At 53.7% G+C, this 16,376-nt stretch carries 10 protein-coding genes and 1 tRNA gene; 1 reads left to right on the top strand and 10 read right to left on the bottom strand.

The window, feature by feature from the left end; genetic code table 11:
- Window positions 1–36: 36 nt before the first annotated feature.
- Window positions 37–112 (top strand) — tRNA-Thr (locus tag G5154_RS06400).
- 401 nt (window positions 113–513) lie between these two features.
- On the opposite strand, the gene G5154_RS06395 is transcribed toward G5154_RS06400, so the two are convergent.
- The 10 genes from G5154_RS06395 to G5154_RS06350 all read right to left on the bottom strand — a co-directional run bounded on the left by G5154_RS06395 (window position 514) and on the right by G5154_RS06350 (window position 16,150).
- A complete protein-coding gene (locus G5154_RS06395; protein ID WP_421263911.1) occupies window positions 514–945 on the bottom strand; it encodes a hypothetical protein in 432 nt (143 codons plus the stop codon).
- Complete coding sequence (locus G5154_RS06390) at window positions 945–1,319, bottom strand: hypothetical protein (RefSeq protein ID WP_421263910.1); 375 nt, start codon at window positions 1,317–1,319, stop codon at window positions 945–947. Before G5154_RS06390 ends, G5154_RS06395 begins: the two co-directional genes overlap by 1 nt.
- Before the next feature lie 225 nt (window positions 1,320–1,544).
- Entirely contained in the window at window positions 1,545–1,898 is a 354-nt protein-coding gene (locus G5154_RS06385) for a hypothetical protein (protein WP_421263909.1), read from the bottom strand.
- Between the two features lie 205 nt (window positions 1,899–2,103).
- On the bottom strand, window positions 2,104–2,364 hold the full coding sequence (locus G5154_RS06380; protein ID WP_183149709.1) for a recombinase family protein: 261 nt from the start codon (window positions 2,362–2,364) through the stop codon (window positions 2,104–2,106).
- 76 nt (window positions 2,365–2,440) lie between these two features.
- Complete coding sequence (locus tag G5154_RS06375) at window positions 2,441–2,800, bottom strand: helix-turn-helix domain-containing protein (RefSeq protein WP_069784222.1); 360 nt, start codon at window positions 2,798–2,800, stop codon at window positions 2,441–2,443.
- Between the two features lie 867 nt (window positions 2,801–3,667).
- Window positions 3,668–3,952: a hypothetical protein gene (locus G5154_RS06370; protein ID WP_324035087.1), complete on the bottom strand. Its 285-nt coding sequence runs from the start codon at window positions 3,950–3,952 to the stop codon at window positions 3,668–3,670.
- A gap of 12 nt (window positions 3,953–3,964) precedes the next feature.
- Window positions 3,965–4,447, bottom strand: a complete 483-nt coding sequence (locus G5154_RS06365; RefSeq protein WP_421263908.1) for a hypothetical protein — start codon at window positions 4,445–4,447, stop codon at window positions 3,965–3,967.
- 147 nt (window positions 4,448–4,594) lie between these two features.
- Complete coding sequence (locus tag G5154_RS06360) at window positions 4,595–5,929, bottom strand: tyrosine-type recombinase/integrase (RefSeq protein WP_421263907.1); 1,335 nt, start codon at window positions 5,927–5,929, stop codon at window positions 4,595–4,597.
- A 352-nt stretch (window positions 5,930–6,281) separates the two neighbouring features.
- Window positions 6,282–10,472: a formate dehydrogenase subunit alpha gene (fdhF, locus tag G5154_RS06355; RefSeq protein WP_421250549.1), complete on the bottom strand. Its 4,191-nt coding sequence runs from the start codon at window positions 10,470–10,472 to the stop codon at window positions 6,282–6,284.
- Between the two features lie 479 nt (window positions 10,473–10,951).
- On the bottom strand, window positions 10,952–16,150 hold the full coding sequence (locus tag G5154_RS06350; protein ID WP_421250548.1) for a RecQ family ATP-dependent DNA helicase: 5,199 nt from the start codon (window positions 16,148–16,150) through the stop codon (window positions 10,952–10,954).
- Between the last annotated feature and the right edge of the window lie 226 nt (window positions 16,151–16,376).

Below are 16,376 nucleotides of genomic sequence, written 5' to 3'. Positions count from 1 at the left end.
TCGCTGGCCATTTTTCATGAATGTGGATAGCAACAAGCCGGTATAGCTCAGTTGGTAGAGCAGCGCATTCGTAATGCGAAGGTCAGGAGTTCGATTCCCCTTATCGGCACCATATAAAACAAATGGTTAGCTTCTCATCGAAGCAGGCCATTTATGCTCTTTAGCGTATTTGCCCAACACCATGCCCAACACTTCACAGTGTATAGGCTGCCCATGACGGGCGGCTAACTTGCCTTGTACGCAAGAGAGAACACCAGAGGAAAATAAAAGAATCGAGGGGGGATAGGATAGGTCTGTTCGATTACGGGGGAAAATTGCATGGAGGGGAGCAGGGGGTAAGGGGGGTCTTCTTATATATGCAATGAGGCTTGAAAAAATCTCACAGAAAATATGACAAATGGCCCCCTCTGCAAGAGTCAATACAACCCCATGAGCATACTGGCTATAGGGGATAGTAATCAGATGGGGGCTGCATGTCTTGAGAGGCGTGAGGGGTAAAGTACCTCTCCTCTATCACCGGATTACTTCATCTTTCACTGCTTCATAGTAGGAATAGTGGGAGTGTCGAGCGCATAAGGGGCAAGAAATCCGCTCCTCTTGCCAATCTCTCTTCTGAATGAGCGTTACGCCCTTACAAGCTGGACACCGATGGTTGATATTCAGCGCCCTTAGTTCTTCTTGGCGTTCACTGTCAACATTCAGAAAGGCCAAATCAAGCGCCCCTTGTAGCGAACGAGTATTGGTATAGACACCATCACACAAAGCCATATCAAAGCCTTTAAGTTTGGGTGGCGTAATACGGTAAGTGTTCTTGTTACGCTCAATGACAACGCCCTTGTAAGAGAATCTAGTAATTTCTGATTTGTATTCATGGAAGCGGACAGGCTTATCAGCCTGCCCTCCGAACTTGTAATTTGCAGCCTTTGGCGTCTTGATGAGAGACATTAACCACCTCTAAGTTTCCTGAAGAAGTCAGCAGCATCTTGGCTGTTGGTGAGTGGGCTAGGCTTGTAACCAGCTTTCACACGTCTAGCACGCTCCCATTGATTCCATTGCTTGGTTGTCCAATTGGGATTAGCTAATTCATCCCCTGTAAACTCTGTTTTTTGAATAGGATCTGAGAAACCATGTTTACGCATGGCGTCAGTCTTAAGAGAGCGCATGTATTCAATGTGCTCTTTAGACCCTGCACCAATACCAAGAGCTTTCATGCTCTTACTGACTTTAGAGACGTCGCCTTGAGCCTCTTGAATGATGGCTGCAAGCTGGTCATCACTAATTGATTCGTCTTGAAACAGGCCTTTGATTTGTTCATTCATCTTTAGTTTCTCCGAAAGGAATTGGGTGCCCATGTAAAAGGGGCGTCAATGTCATAGTTCTTGAATTTTGAATAATCGCGGTAGTGGTCACAGTGGGTTACAGGAACCCGTTTACGTGTGTTAAGAAAACACCACATAGTAGAGTCCTACTTTGCTAAAAATGGCTGTTTTAAGCCTTGATATACAAGGGCTAGAGAGGAAGTGACATAGGGGGGAGGTACTACCCTACAGGGTAGTGTGAGTGGCACTAATAAGCTCGTTACGCAATCGGTGATAGGTACGTTTAGAGATGCCGTATTTGGTATGTAATACGGAATGAGAACAACCTAGCTTGATCTCTTGCTCTAACTCGGGGGTACGCTGGTAACGTATCCCTTTCGATTTATTCAATTGCTCTTGCTTGGTGAGCAAGGATTCATCGATTGCCTCTGAGAGAGCGTAGGTATCAGTGACTAGCATTCGGCTGTAAAGGCTGGTCGGCCTGATGCCTGCAATAATCTTGATGATACCATTTGCGCTTTGGCGCTCTACGCATACCGCCCTATCTTGTTGGTTGTAATAGACATGATAAAGGTTCATACGGTAACAACCTCCTCGCCAACTACAACCGTGATGCCTTGGGACGAGACGGTGTTGCTAATCTCTCGCATAGCTAGGCTTATGTATTTTTCTGGGAGCTCTTTGTAACTCACCGCGTTATCTAAGCTCCCTGCTAGGAGAATTAATTCACCTGCTCGCTCTCTTTCTACAGCGCAGCAGCGACGATATTTATCGAGGTGCGCTATTATTGTTCTTTGCATTCTTCTTCTGCTCCCACGGTATATAGGCCTAGATTTTTAAGAAGAGTGCGTACACTCTCACGAGTGAAGGGCTTACCTCGTTGGGTTAGATAACCTTTCGCATTCAGTGCTGAAGCCAAAGCCTTGTATCCGTAACCAAACGCCAAGAGCTCTTGCACTGGCTCTAGCAGCTTAGTGAAGTAGGTTGCATTGGCCGCCTCTTTGGCAGTGTTGAATTGTTCATGAGTGGAGTTGTATCGTTGCATTGTCGTTACCTATTGGATTATAAAAATTGAAATCATGTGGGTTAAATAGACTACAAGGGGATATAAAATTAGGATTTTACCAATCATCTAGATCATCCTCCCAAGCATCCCCTTTAGCTTCTGGCTCTGCCGATACTGGCGTCAGCTTGTCTAGGTTAAGGATTAAAATCCGTGTTCGCTTGTTAGCGTCAGGATCAAACTTTGTCTGCCGCTCAATGAGGCCCATTGCCTCCAACCTTACCAAAGCTCGGATAATTGCCCGTTCAGATAGCCTGGTCTGAGCCGCCAACAGGCTATTCGTGGGCCAACAACGAGCGCACTTATCCCGCTCTAGGTTAATGAAGGTGGAGATAACCAGCAGGGTGATCTGTTCGGAGGCGGTAAGATCTTTAGGAAGGTTGCGTAGAATCTTGGTTGTAATTTCTAGTTGCGTCATCACTTATATGTGATCCTCTCTTTTTATTGGCTAAGTCCTTTAGAATCAGGTCCACGATGTAGCGCGTTGCCTTTACACCTTCTGGTAAATGCTTGGCCAGCTCATTGGCGCAAAAGGCAGGTATCTTGACCCGAAGGCCATTTTCTTGGGAATACATTATCTCATTACCTCTATCTTGATTTGGAACGGGCAAGAGCCCACTTACTTGCGTAAGCAGGCTAATTTCAATAGCTTCTATATACTTATACTGGTGCTATAGGTGGTTTTACGACAACTATTTTTAATAGTCAGGTGGGGAATATAGGGAAATCTCTTGTGTTATCCCCCCCAAAAAAAATTTGAGGAATGGAAGGGGCTATAGCCCAGAGTCAGCTTGACGGTGGCTCTTTCTCTTACTTGAGAAGTAATGGATGATACCATTTGTAATTTGGGGGCTAGCTCTAAGTGCAAGGGGGAGTGACAAATTGTCAGGGGGGGGGTGACAAATTGTACCTAATAACAGATAAGTATAACAAATAATATAAAGATTATTATAGGTGACAAAATGTCACCCTCTTGTGCCGAAGGCGTTATAGTGGATTGCTGGAGATATGTGCCTCAGGCCGGCAGGGCCAAGCCAAAGAAGACGCCTAAAAGAAAGAGAGAAAAGACAAACCCCTTCCCCTGTCCTTGTAGCCCTTGGCTACTAGCTACTTACTGTATGGATTTCTTCCCTTCTTTTTGGCGTATCTTTTACTCTTTGCCGAAGGCGTTAGTCTGCGCTATTCACGTATCTAATAGAGTGTCACTAGGCGTAGCCTATGGATTCAACGGGTAATCCTCTAAATCCCATCAGGGATGATTATAGACACCTTCCTGTGTGGCTAATTAATCAGCATTACTTTCTGCAATCACACACAAACGCCCTTTTGTTTGGATCAATATGCGCCTAGGCTTACCACTATCCAATATTCCCCAGACACCAACTAACTCGATTCTATCGTCATAAACCCTGATATCCCGCCCTTCAAAGCTGTAGTGCCCACCTTCTGATTCACATTGGACTTCACCTTTCTCAAAATTTGGATAGAACTTGAAAAGGAATGGCCCTGCCACCAAGGTCAGTAACACTACAATGATCGCTATGAAGGAAGCCTTTCTATAGAAATCCATACAATCCCTACACTAATGTAAAACTAGCTTTGGCGGTTCCCTTGTGCCATCACTGTCAAGATACTCTTCATATTCGGCCATAAAGACAGAGAGGTTTTGGTTGAATCTGCGTAGGTCGTACCCCCGTAATTCAATACCACCTAGTAGTGACTGTGCGATACTTAACGCATGCGTATCTGTACTGATCTGATCAATCAAGAATCCCTGTTTTGCTAGGTGTTGGTGCATCCAATTGATGTCACCAGCACTCTTATACAAACACCAATGGAAGAAAAATATTAGTGCGCCACATTCATAGATGAAGCGGAAAGGATCAGTTGCACTCCCCTCCGTTTTTGCAATCATCAGCCCTAGTTCGTTACCACACTCAGGCCCAAGATCCCCCATCATACGTGATACCAATGATGGGTTAACCCCTAGAGTACGTGACAATATGTCCACTGCCTTTCTTACTGTTTTTGCTTCGGTGAATAGTTGAGAAAGGAGCTTGAGCATTTTTTTAAGTACTCCAAGTGCATTGCTGGCGATTTTGTGAGCTAAGTTAGCACGCTGTTATTGCAAAGAGCTATTGTCACCCTTTATTGAGTAACACCATTAGGGCTCACATTACTATTCATCGTCGCTAAAGCAATGCCTTTGGATTCAGGAAGATAACCCACGCCCCCCAAAGTTGAGAGATACAACGTTGTCAGGCTTGGTTTGCTCTGTTTGCGTAACAGTCTTGATAAAATCTCCCCAGCGTAGAAACAGGGCGCGTAACTTCTCGGCCATGCCCCCCACTTGATAGGTGCGTATCAACCTGTCTTTGGGGACATGGTTGAGCATCAGCTCGATCAGGCGCTCGGGAGCATCCAGATATTCAGCGGCTCCTGTAGCTACGCTACGGCGTAGGTCGTGGGGACTAAACGGCACAAGCTCGGCAAGGTATTTCATTCGCACACGTTCTAGCGCACGGGTTACAGCATCCCCTGTAATCGGGTGTCCTGGCTTGCTGGTTGATTCAAATACATAGGGGCTATTTGATAGGGGCTTTTGCTTCTCTATGATTTCCAGTGCCAACGGGCAGAGAGTGACAACGTGTGAGCGTCCATTCTTAGTCTCGGGGATTGTCCAGCGGTCGCCGTTGATCTGCTCCCAGCGCATCCCTACAGCCTCAGAACGGCGCACAGCGGTCAGGCAAATCATACGTAAGCAGTTAGCCACCCCAAGCGACAAGACCACGTTAGACGCTATTCCACGTCCACCAGCAGACACAGAACCGCCCCCACCGGTTGCCTGTTCAAGTGCTGCCCATAGCTGGCGTAATTCATCCTTGGTTAACCAGCGTTCACGGGGTGGGGGCATAGACGCCCCAAACATCGCGGGCTTGAGTAGGCGAGCAGGATTGATTTCGATGTGACCTTGTAACACAGCATGATCAAGACACTGATTCAGGATGATAAGCCCCTTGCGTGCCCCTTCGGTTGTCTCTACTTGGCGAAAGTGTTCATAGAGCACAGCACGGGAGAGATCACACACTCTGATATTACCTATGGCGGATTCAATGTGGCGTGTATACGTCCCTTCATAATCGCGTAGGGTGCGGGAGCCTATCGGCTTTGACTTGGCTCGCATTGCCATCCAGTCGCGGTAAACCTCACCGAGGGTAGGCATCTGAATATTTTTAGCCTTGGCTTGCTTGGCTACCTTGCGCGGATCAATTCCTTGTTTAACCAAGGCGACGGCTTCGGCGTGTACTGTTCTAGCCTTAGCGAGTGTCATCGCTGGATAAAGCCCGATCTGATAGTCAAACTGCTTACCGTTCAGTCTTGCCCGATAGTTGAATCGTTTGAGGCCATCAGGGCGCACCTCAATGTGAAGGCCCCCACCGTGCTTTGAATAGACGGTGAAGCGACTAACCGCCTTTCCTTCCTCGGTTGTTAACGCCGAAATCTCCCGATCTTGTGTTATCGGTTTTCGTTGCTGCCTGTCTGCCACGATGCCCCCTGTTATGCCCAACTCTATGCCCAACAGATTACATGATATAGGGCGAGTGTTGGTGATACAACAAAGCACGTCGTGACAGATATAAGGCAATGATTTTAATGTAAAAGTTTATTGGTGCGGTGTGTCGTTAGACAAGGGTAAAAATGACGTAAATCTGGATTCGTAATGCGAAGGTCAGGAGTTCGATTCCCCTTATCGGCACCATATAAAACAAATGGTTAGCTTCTCATCGAAGCTAACCATTTGTACTTTTTGGCTGGTGGCCCCTTCTCATACCCCTCTTCTGCTATCGCAACCCCATAAACTCTCCCGGCAGGCGGCTACTCAGGTTTTGCTATTCCCCTCAGGCAACCTCGATGTTTGGCTTGGCCGGTTCCTTCTGCATGGAGAGCTCTCCAGCTTGTGACGGGGATTCCAGCTTGTCGATGCGCACAGCTGCGACCTTGAACTCGGGGATCTTGGCGTGGGGGTCGGTGGCATTGATGGTGAGCCGGTTGGCCGGGGCTTCGGCAAAGTGGAACGGGATAAAGACCACTCCCGGCTGCATCCGTTTGGTGACGAAAGCGGGCAACTCGATATGGCCGCGGCGGCTGGTGACCTTCACTCGCTCACTGTTGCTGATGCCCAACCGCTGCGCATCCACCACGCTCATCATCACTCGCGGGCCAGCCAGTTTGTCGAGCCCCTTGGTCTTGCGGGTCATGGTGCCGGTGTGGAACTGCTCCAGCAGGCGGCCGGTGGTGAGCACGATGGGATAGGTCTCGTCGGGCAGTTCGGCGGCATAGCGGAACGGGGTGGCAACCATCTCCCCCTTGCCACGGGTGAACTGCTTGCCGTGGAGCAGGCGAGTGCCTTCGGGCGCTGCGTCGTTGCAGGGCCACTGTAGCCCTTCTACACCTACCTTATCCCACTGGATGCCGGCGTATTGCGGGGTGACCCGGCAGATCTCGGCGGTGATCTCCTGCGGGTGTTGATAGTGCCAGTCGCCGCCCATGGCGTTGGCAATCTGCTGGATGATCCACCAATCCTCCCGTGCTTCACCCGGCGCCTTGAGGGCGGGGGAGATGCGCTGCACCCGCCGCTCTGTGTTGGTGAAGTGGCCGCTCTTCTCGGCAAAGGAGCAGGAGGGGAGCACCACATCGGCGAGTTGGGCGGTTTCGGAGAGGAAGATATCCTGCACCACCAGAAACTCCAGCTGCTTGAGCACCTCGATGACGTGGTGTTGATCCGGATCGCTCAGCACCGGGTTTTCCCCCATCACATAGAGCCCCTTGATGCTGCCCGCACAGGCGGCATCTATGGTTTCGGTGAGGGTGAGGCCGGGTGTGCGCGGCAAGTCTGGCTGCTGCCAGGCGGCTGCGAAGCGGGCATGCACCTCGGGGTTGGCCACCTTCTGATAGCCGGGCAGGCAGTTGGGCAGCGCCCCCATGTCACAGGCACCCTGCACGTTGGATTGGCCTCGCAGCGGGTTGATGCCGCCTCCTTCGATGCCGATGTTGCCGCACAGCAGTTGCAGGTTGGCGATGGCCCGCACGTTGTCGTGGCCGGTAGTGTGCTGGGTGATCCCCATCGAGTAGTAGATGGCGGTGCGTTCGGCGGTGCCGATGAGGCGCGCGAGCTCGATCACCTGCTCGGCCGGTACGCCGGTGACGAGGGCCACCTTGTCCGGGGCATAGGCGGGGGAGAGCACCTCCGCTTGCAGCGCTTCGAACCCTTCCACCCGATCGGCAATATAGGCCTTGTCGTGCCAGTTGTTCTGGATGATCTGCTGCATCAGGCCGTTGAGCAGCATCACGTCGGTGCCGGGGCGGTGGGCCATATAGAGGCTGGCATGGTCCGCCATCTCGATCCGCTTGGGATCGGCCACTACCAGCCGCGCCTTGCCCGTGGTGACGGCCCGCTTGATATGGGAGCCGATGATGGGGTGGGCCGCCGAGGTGTCGGAGCCGATGATGAAGATGAGATCCGAGTGGTCGATACTCGGGATGTCGTTGGTCATGGCGCCGCTGCCGAGTGACGCCTCCAGCCCGGTGACGGTGGAGGCGTGGCAGAGCCGCGCGCAGTGATCCACGTTGTTGGTGCCCAGCTCCCGGCGCATGAACTTCTGGAACAGGTAGTTCTCTTCGTTGGTGGTTTTGGCCGATGAAAAACCCGCCAGCGCATCGCTGCCATAGCGTTTGCGCAGGGCGGTGAAGCGCTCGGCCACCAGAGCGATGGCCTCCTGCCAGCTGGCGGGCACCAGCTTGCCATCCTTGCGGATGAGCGGTGTGGTGAGGCGCTCCTCGCTCTGGATAAAGTCAAAGCCAAAGCGCCCCTTGACGCAGAGCAGCCCCTGGTTGACCGGTGAGTTGCGGTTCCCCTCCACATAGCGGATGCGGTTGCGCGCCTCATCGACGTAGAGGGTGACACCGCAGCCGACCCCGCAGTAGGTGCAGATGGTATTGACCGGCGTGAGCAGTTCGGTGCGCCCCTGTGACTTGTCGCGGGCATCCACCAGGGCGCCGGTGGGGCAGACCTGTACGCAGGCGCCGCACTGCACGCAGTGGGAGTCGCCCATCGAGAGTCCCGTGTCGAACTGCGGCCGGTTCGAGAGGGTGCCATCGCTGTGCTTGGCAAAGCGCAGCACTCCCTGCACCGCTTGCTCACCACAGGTCTGCACGCACTGGCCACAGCCGATGCAGCGGTTGGCATCGAACACGATAAATTCGCTGCTGTTATCCACCGCAAACTTCTGGCACTGGCTGGTATCGAGAGCGCTCTGCTCGACCTCGTATTCGGTGGCATAGTCGCGCAGCGCGCAATCGGTGTTGGCCTGACAGCCACACTCGAGGCAGCGGCTGGCTTCGCTGCGGGTATCGGCATCACTCAAACCACGCTCCACCTCGGCAAAGCTGCCCTCGCGATCCTGCTCTGCCAGATGGGGCATGATGGTGCGGGCGACTTTTTTCAGGTGAGCAAACTGGGCGGGATCGACCTGCTTGAGTGTGGGGGCCTTGCAGGCGTTGAAAGGACGAACCGGGTCGATCATGTCACCGTGGAGGAACTGATCGATGGCCAGCGCCGCCTTGCGGCCATCGGCAACCGCCTCGATGGCGGTGGCAGGCCCGCGGCGCAGATCGCCGATGGCGAACAGGTTGCCGTGGCCGCTGTGCATGGTCTCGGGGTGGGATTCCAGTGTCTGCCAGCGGGTGAAGGGGAGGGTGAGGGATTCCCCTTCCATAAAGCTGAGATCCGGCTGCTGCGACACTGCCGCAATCACGGTATCAAACTCTTCAATGAGGTACTCGCCGGTTGGCTCCGGGCGGCGGCGACCGGAGGCGTCCGGCTCGCCGAGGGCCATCTTCTCGAGGCGCACCTGACAGACGCGACCAGCCTCATCGGCCAGATTTTCTACCGGATTGGTGAGCATCAAAAAGCGCACCCCTTCGTGCTCCGCCTCGTCGATCTCGTAGGCTTCGGCGGGCATCTCGGCGCGGGTGCGGCGATAGATAAGGGTGGTTTCAGCCCCCAGCCTGACCGCCGTGCGGGCGCAGTCAATGGCGGTATTACCACCCCCGATCACCGCAACCTTCTTGCCAGTGGTGAGCCGCTTGGTGAGCATCTGATCCTTGAGGTAATCGACCCCAAGATAACAACCGGCCAGGGTGCTGCCCGGGTAATCCATCGGTACCGCCTTGGAAGCTCCAACCGCCAGACAGACCGCATCATAGTCGCGGCACAGCGCCGAGAGAGTGATCTGGTGGCCCAGTCGCTGCCTGGTGTGGATCCGCATGCCACTCTGGCACATCAGCGCAATCTCCTGATCGAGGATCGCCTTGGGCAGCCGGTATTCGGGGATGCCGTAGCGCAGCCATCCACCCGCTTCTGGCATTGCCTCGAACAGATCGACCTCGAATCCCTCGTAACCCAGATAGTAACCGCAGGTGAGGCCGCCCGGGCCGCTGCCGATAATGGCAACCCGCTTGCCCTTGGCGGGCTTCTTTGCCGGTTGATAGGGGGCAACCTCTGCCAGATCGAGATCGGCGGCATGGCGCTTGAGCTGACGAATGGCCAGCGGCTCATCCACCAGCGCGCGGCGGCACTCCGCTTCACAAAAAGCGGGGCAGACCCGGCCAATGGAGAGGGGCATCGGCAGGGTCTGTTTTATAACGGCCATGGCCGCTTCGTGCTCCCCTATGGCGATGTGATGCAGATAGGATTGAATGTCCACCCCGGCCGGACAGGCGCGCTGGCAGGGGGCTTCGCAATCGGCGTAGTGGTCCGAGAGGATGCGGCCGAGCGCCTGCTGGCGGTGCGCACGCAGGACATCGCTTTGGGTCGTGATCACCATCCCTGCCTCGGGGCGCGTCTCGCAGGCGCGCCGGATGCCGAGACCGGCAATCTCGACCACGCAGAGATCGCACGGCGTCTTGGGGGCACTGGTGTTGTCACCGCACAGGGAGGGGATGTCGATCTGGTGCTGTTTGGCTATCTGGAGCAGGGTCTGGTTCGGGTTAACCGTCAACTGAGCCCCATCGAGGGTGATGGTGATCATAGCGTCATAACTCGGTTTCAAGGCGCAGAAAATGCTGCATCTGGCTGGGCCAGCAGGGAAGCGATAGAGAAGACCGCTTGGTATGACTTCACCATACCAAAGATGATATGCAACTTTATTTGATTTAACTCAGGTTATTTGTCTAAAAAGAAAACGATTTCACTGGTGGTGATATCCGTGGAGGACGATCTGGATTTTGACTACCTATGTCTAGTTAAAACATCGTATTACCTGCAATTTTATGGCCATTAAAGCAACCATAAACTGTGTGTCATATGGATCTTGCTCATGATGGCACGATGAGAGATATCCTAAAATATGCAACTTTTGTTTCGGTTTGTGGCGAGGAGCAAGCAACATTGGAAATAGCCGAACTGGCAGCACCTTGCGATCGGCAAAATGAATACAGATATGGCTCTGGATGGGCCATCTGATGAAAACTGCCGCTGGTCACCGTTTTGCTGTACTAAGACCTGATGTTACAACTCCAACTCAATGATTGGGATCTCCCAGCGCTCGCTGCATATCTGGGGTTGATACTCTTCTTTCTCCTGTTCTTTACGTCGTTCCACCAGAGCAATCACTCGGGCTTCACGGATGCTATTCATGTCGAATTTCCAGGTCTCTTCGCCGAGCAGGGAGAGGCGAGCTATTTCGTGATTCTGGTGATACACATGAAGCTTGTTGTTTTTATCGGGAGCGATACGCACGGCATCGCCAACCTTTATCTGACTGAGCAGGCGGTGGATACGATGAGTCTCGCTACTGCGTCCGGCATAGCCCAACACCAGTTGCGACATACCCATCATGGCGAAGCGGCGTAGTCTGTCCGGTCGGGTTGCGTTAGGTCTCTGCACGTAGCAGTGGGAGGCGATCAGTGGAATATGGGGATTACGTTGATCGTGGCGAGCCATGAGAACCAGCCTTTCGATAGCACGTGTCATCCCCACATAGAAGAGGCGCCGCTCCTCTTCCAGGTTACAGTTCGATAGCTCCGCTACGCGTTGCCAGCCGCCGTCGAGAAGTATCACATGGCGATACTCCTCCCCCTTAACCCCATGCACCGTACTTAACAACACTCCTTTACCGAAGCGGATCTGGCGTTTTTGCTCGCTCAAATACTCGTAGAGGAACATCAGGAAGTGGTGGGCAGAAAGAGCATGCTCTCCCTGGCTGGCTTGCCACTGAGCAATCAGATCGTGCAGTAGCTCCTCCCAACGGTTGGCCAGTGAGAGTGGAGGGAGAGGTGCAGCAAGTTGCTCCGCTGTCAGCAGGGCATGACCTTGCTGTTGTAGCCAATTCTGATAGCGCAAGATTTCACGGCAGCGATGCACAGGAAAACCGTTCTCTTTATCCAGAGTAAAACGACAGGGAATATCGGCATCTGCCAGCGCTGAGCGAACCCAGGCCAGTTCCTCCTTCTCCAGCCCATTACGGGCCAGCACGGCGATAGATTCCAGTGGGCAAGTGGGAGTCTTCTCACGGATAAGCGCGATATGTCTCACGACCTCGGCTGCCTGTTGGGCTGCATCCTGGCACTGCTGGATGATGACGCGACCCTGTGCTGTCTCCATCCCCTCCCAGTGCCCCCCAGCCACTTCCATCTTACGCCTGTCGTCGATCTCGATGGGATGTGTACGCTTCATGCGATCCTGATTGTGCTCAATCAGGCGGTTGGAGGTCTCGATGATGTGGGCGGTGGAACGATAGTTCCAGGTCAGGAAGTGAGTCTGTGCGTTGTAGTCTTGCTCAAAGCGGCGAATAAAGCTGACGTTCGCGTCGCGAAAGGCGTAGATCGATTGGTCATCATCACCCACAGCCATCAGATGCAGTTGGGCCTCCTCATCCTCTTCGCTTTTGCCCACCAGTGCCGCGATAAGCTGGTATTGTTGTTCATCAATGTCCTGATACTCGTCGACGAGCAGAAATTGCAGTCCTCCCAGCAGTCGTTCTCGCTGCTCTTCCAATTCGAGACCGAGCTGGTTCTGCTCTCCCCGGAGCAGCTTGATTGCGTCATCAATGATGGTGGTAAAGTCGATATCGTCGGATGTCCGGTTTTGCACCGCATTGCCCGTCAGACTCATGGCGAGACCGTGAAAGGTGAATACCGAGACCCTTGCTCCATCGCGTCCGAGCAGTTCGGCCAGGCGTCGGCGCAGGGACATCGCCGCATTATGGTTGTAACAGAGCAACATGATCCGCGAGGGGGAGATCTGCTTGACCCGCATCAGATAGGCGCAGCGGTGGATAATCACCTTGCTCTTGCCTGAACCCGGGCCTGCCAGTACCAGCAAGTTTTGCTCGGGCGGTGCCTGGACGATCTGCTCCTGGGCACGGTTGTGAAGATCTTCGACAATGCGCTTCCAGGAGTGTTCGCTGGTCGCCAGCTCCAGGATCTTGTTGCGCCCTTTGAAGTAGTGACCGAGGAACTTGTCAGCTTCCATGGAGAAGTAGTCTGTCACCAGCTTTTTGGCTTTCTTGAAGTGCTCCAGGCTGATGCGGGCGTATTCATTCATCACATGGATCTGAATCACCTTCTGGCGATAGTGATGCTCAAGCGGCTGATAGTCTGCCTTGTTGTATTGTTGCTGCCGCTCAGCCGTCAGCGTGAGGGTCATGGCGCTTCGGAACACTGCAAGACCATTTTGCAGTACGATGGCGTGTTGCTCATGCAGATAGAGCAGTGCCCGCTCTGCTCCTTTGAGCAACCACTCCTGCTGGCTGCTTGCCTCCCGCTTGTTCATTAGCTGAGCCACATCCATGTCTTCTCGCAGGTATTTGACCAGTTGTTCCAGGGCAAATGACAGCATTACCTGGCGCTGGACACTCTCTTCGCTGCTTGCCAACAGGGTGTAAAGAAAATCGAGGGTGGCGCCTGTGACGCGATGGCGTTGATCAATTGTCTGCTCAATCTGGGACCAGGTTCGGTTGAAGGTGAGTTGGTAAAGATCCCGAGAGAGATATTTGACATCAATGGAGCCTTTCTCGCCCCCCGAGCGACCATCCTGGGCCCAGCTGGTCAGCAAATTGCGCAGCAAGCCAGGGTTACACCGCCCATGCCCCAGATCTTTGATGGCCTGATTGACCAGTCGAATGTTAAAGATCAGCCCTTGCCCTGTATCAGGTTCGGGTTCTCTTTCACGCAAGGTGTCCAGCATCGCCTTTTCAATGCTGTGTACTTGCCCGCAGAGCACCCGGGCATTGTCTCTTCCTTTGGGGCGAAGCCAGGTAGTCAGTAACATCCCCTGAGAGAGCAGACCGACATCCGCCATCTGGGTGAGTACCCGCATCACTTCGCTGGCCTGAACACCACTTCCCTTGTCTGCCATGTATTGGCCTGCCTCTTCGGCGATGGTATCGGCACTGAGGCCATCATCGTCGGCAGCACTCATCAGCGCCTGGATAACCGCTTGCCATATGGCTTTGGCCTTGGGGGCCAGTTTCAGACTCTCTACCCTTTTCATCGCCTCCTCGGTGGATGCAAACAGGGGACGACCCTGAAATACCTGAGTGATGTTGTCACTGCGTTCCAGATAGCCCGCTCGTTCGAGCCAGGCAATAGCTGTCTTGACTTTGGTATCCGCATTGCTGTCATCGGCAGCAAAGCTGGTTTCTACCTCTGGCTGGTTGATGAGCTCTGCACTGGTGGCGACCAGTGGCGAGTTGTTATCCTGCTTGCCTCCTTTGCTGGCCCTGAGTCTTATTCCGCGCAGGATCTGTTTGATATCGCGCAGGCTGACTTCACTCATGGCCTCGAGCTGGAACTGTTTCTCGATATCCTGTTCATCAAACAGCAGTACGCAGTGAGCTTGTGCTGTATCGCGTCCCGCTCGTCCCGCTTCCTGTAGATAGTTTTCGAGGGAGCCGGGGATATCGGCATGGATCACCAAACGCACATCATCCTTGTCGATCCCCATCCCGAAGGCGTTGGTCGCGCAGATGACCCGGATCTCGCCATTGATAAATTGTTCGAGAGTCGCTTTTTTCTGTGCACTGTCCATTCGGGCGTAAAAGCGCGAGACAGGGAGGGATTGTTGCTGACCGAGGAAATCAGCCAGCTCGTCCACGCTGCGCTTGGTTGCGCAGTAGATAACGCAGGAACCGGGCTTTTCCTCACCGAAGAACTGCTCGAGCAGGTTAAGGATATGGCCCTGTTTGTTGAGACCGGGACACTCAACGACGGCATATTCGAGGTTGGTACGTTCAACCCCGCCTTCCAGTCTGAGAAGAGGTCTGGGTTGTTTATCGAGAAACTGGGCGCAAATATCCTCAATCACATCCGGTTTGGCGGTCGCGGTATAGCAGAAGACAGGAGGCATGGGGACCTGCTGTTCCTTGGCAATTGTGGCGATGGCCTTGGCGCAGTAGAGATAGTCAGGGCGAAAATCATGCCCCCATTTCGACAGGCAGTGCGCTTCGTCAAATACCCAGCCACCGATCTGACGTTGTCGTATTGCTTGTTTGACTGTGCGGTTGCGCAGCTGCTCAGGGGAGATATAGAGCAAGGCGATATCCCCCATGCGGATCTGTTCAAGAATCGCGCCTCGCTCTGGTAACGTCAGCAGCCCCGAGATAGCGGCAACCCCTTCAATACCGGCCTTGTGTTTAAGGTTGTCCACCTGATCCTTCATCAGTGCCTGCAGGGGGGATATCACGACCGTGAGAGCACCGCTTCGCTGGTTACGCACCAGTGCCGGGAGCTGGTAGCAGAGCGACTTGCCACCGCTGGTTGGGAGTATGCCGAGCAATGCAACGCCAGCCATGGCTTCCTCGATCAAGGTCTTCTGCAATGGTGTCCCATCAGGCAAGTTGCGGAAGTTGTCGAGCTCGAAAATTCGCTGCAGATGGCGGCGTGCGTCGTGGTTCTCCTGGCAGTAGCTGCAGTCGGCATGACCGCAGTGACGTTCACGAACTGTGTGAATGATCTCTGCAGTCTGGGGGAAGCGGCGCCAAATCCAGGGGGGCAACACGGAGTTCCCGCCAGACACGGGCAACCAGGCGCAGGCATAAGCCAATGGTAACAACAGCATGGGTTGACGCAGGGCATCACCAATCACTCGGTTGAGCTGATTGGGGCACGCTTTCTCATGGGCAATGCTCTTGATGAGAGTGGGTAGCTCCGAGACCCGCACTGGCGGGCGGCCTGTCAGTCTGGCAAACACCAGTGACAGACCCTGAGTCTTGAATTGCGCCATGACTCCCTGGTCGAACAGATATTGATAAAGCTGCAATTGGGGCTGGGGTAAGGTTTGCAGAGCCGTCAACTGTTCCGAGAAGATCTGCAAGGCGAGCCTTGCATCCGCGACCGGATCATTGAGGGTGTCCCGGACCAGTTTGTAATCCTTGACCAAGCGGTGATAGGGGTTTTTGGGAAAGGCAAGGGGAGATAGATAGAGGGTATCTATTACCGGCTTTTCGAGAAGTAACTGAGGGCGTACAGCCTGTTTGGCCAACCAGGGAAGATCAAAATCGAGAATATTGTGACCAAGGATCACATCCGCCCCTTGTGCCAGCGCATTTAACTCCTTGAGTGCGAGATCCTGCGGGCCCTTGAGATTGAGTTCACGACTAGCCAGGCGCGCCCCCAGATGACGGAGTTTTTCGTCCCGGGTCAGTTCAAGGTCAAAGGAAAGAATCTTGTCATCCCCAAACAGGGTCACGACATCAGTCGAGTTCATTAATAGCCATCTCCATCTGGCGTTGACCTCTCATGGCGATAATAAGTGCCAAGAGATCAGTGAGTTGGCCGAATATTACCCGAAATGTTGAATGGTGGCATCATTCAGAGCCCTCTGGCCGCGGTTCTTTTGGCGGACACCCGGTTTTGTAAATGCCGCTGCCCGATTAATCGTTCATGTTGGGAAAGTGTCGTTCTGGCCATGGCCAACTAACTGATCTTGTGAG

It is taken from the genome of Aeromonas sp. 600527 (genome assembly GCF_049175415.1).
GTDB lineage: Bacteria > Pseudomonadota > Gammaproteobacteria > Enterobacterales > Aeromonadaceae > Aeromonas > Aeromonas veronii_A.
The sequence above is the reverse complement of the archived record's forward strand: the minus strand, read 5'-3'. Positions and strand labels throughout refer to the sequence as shown.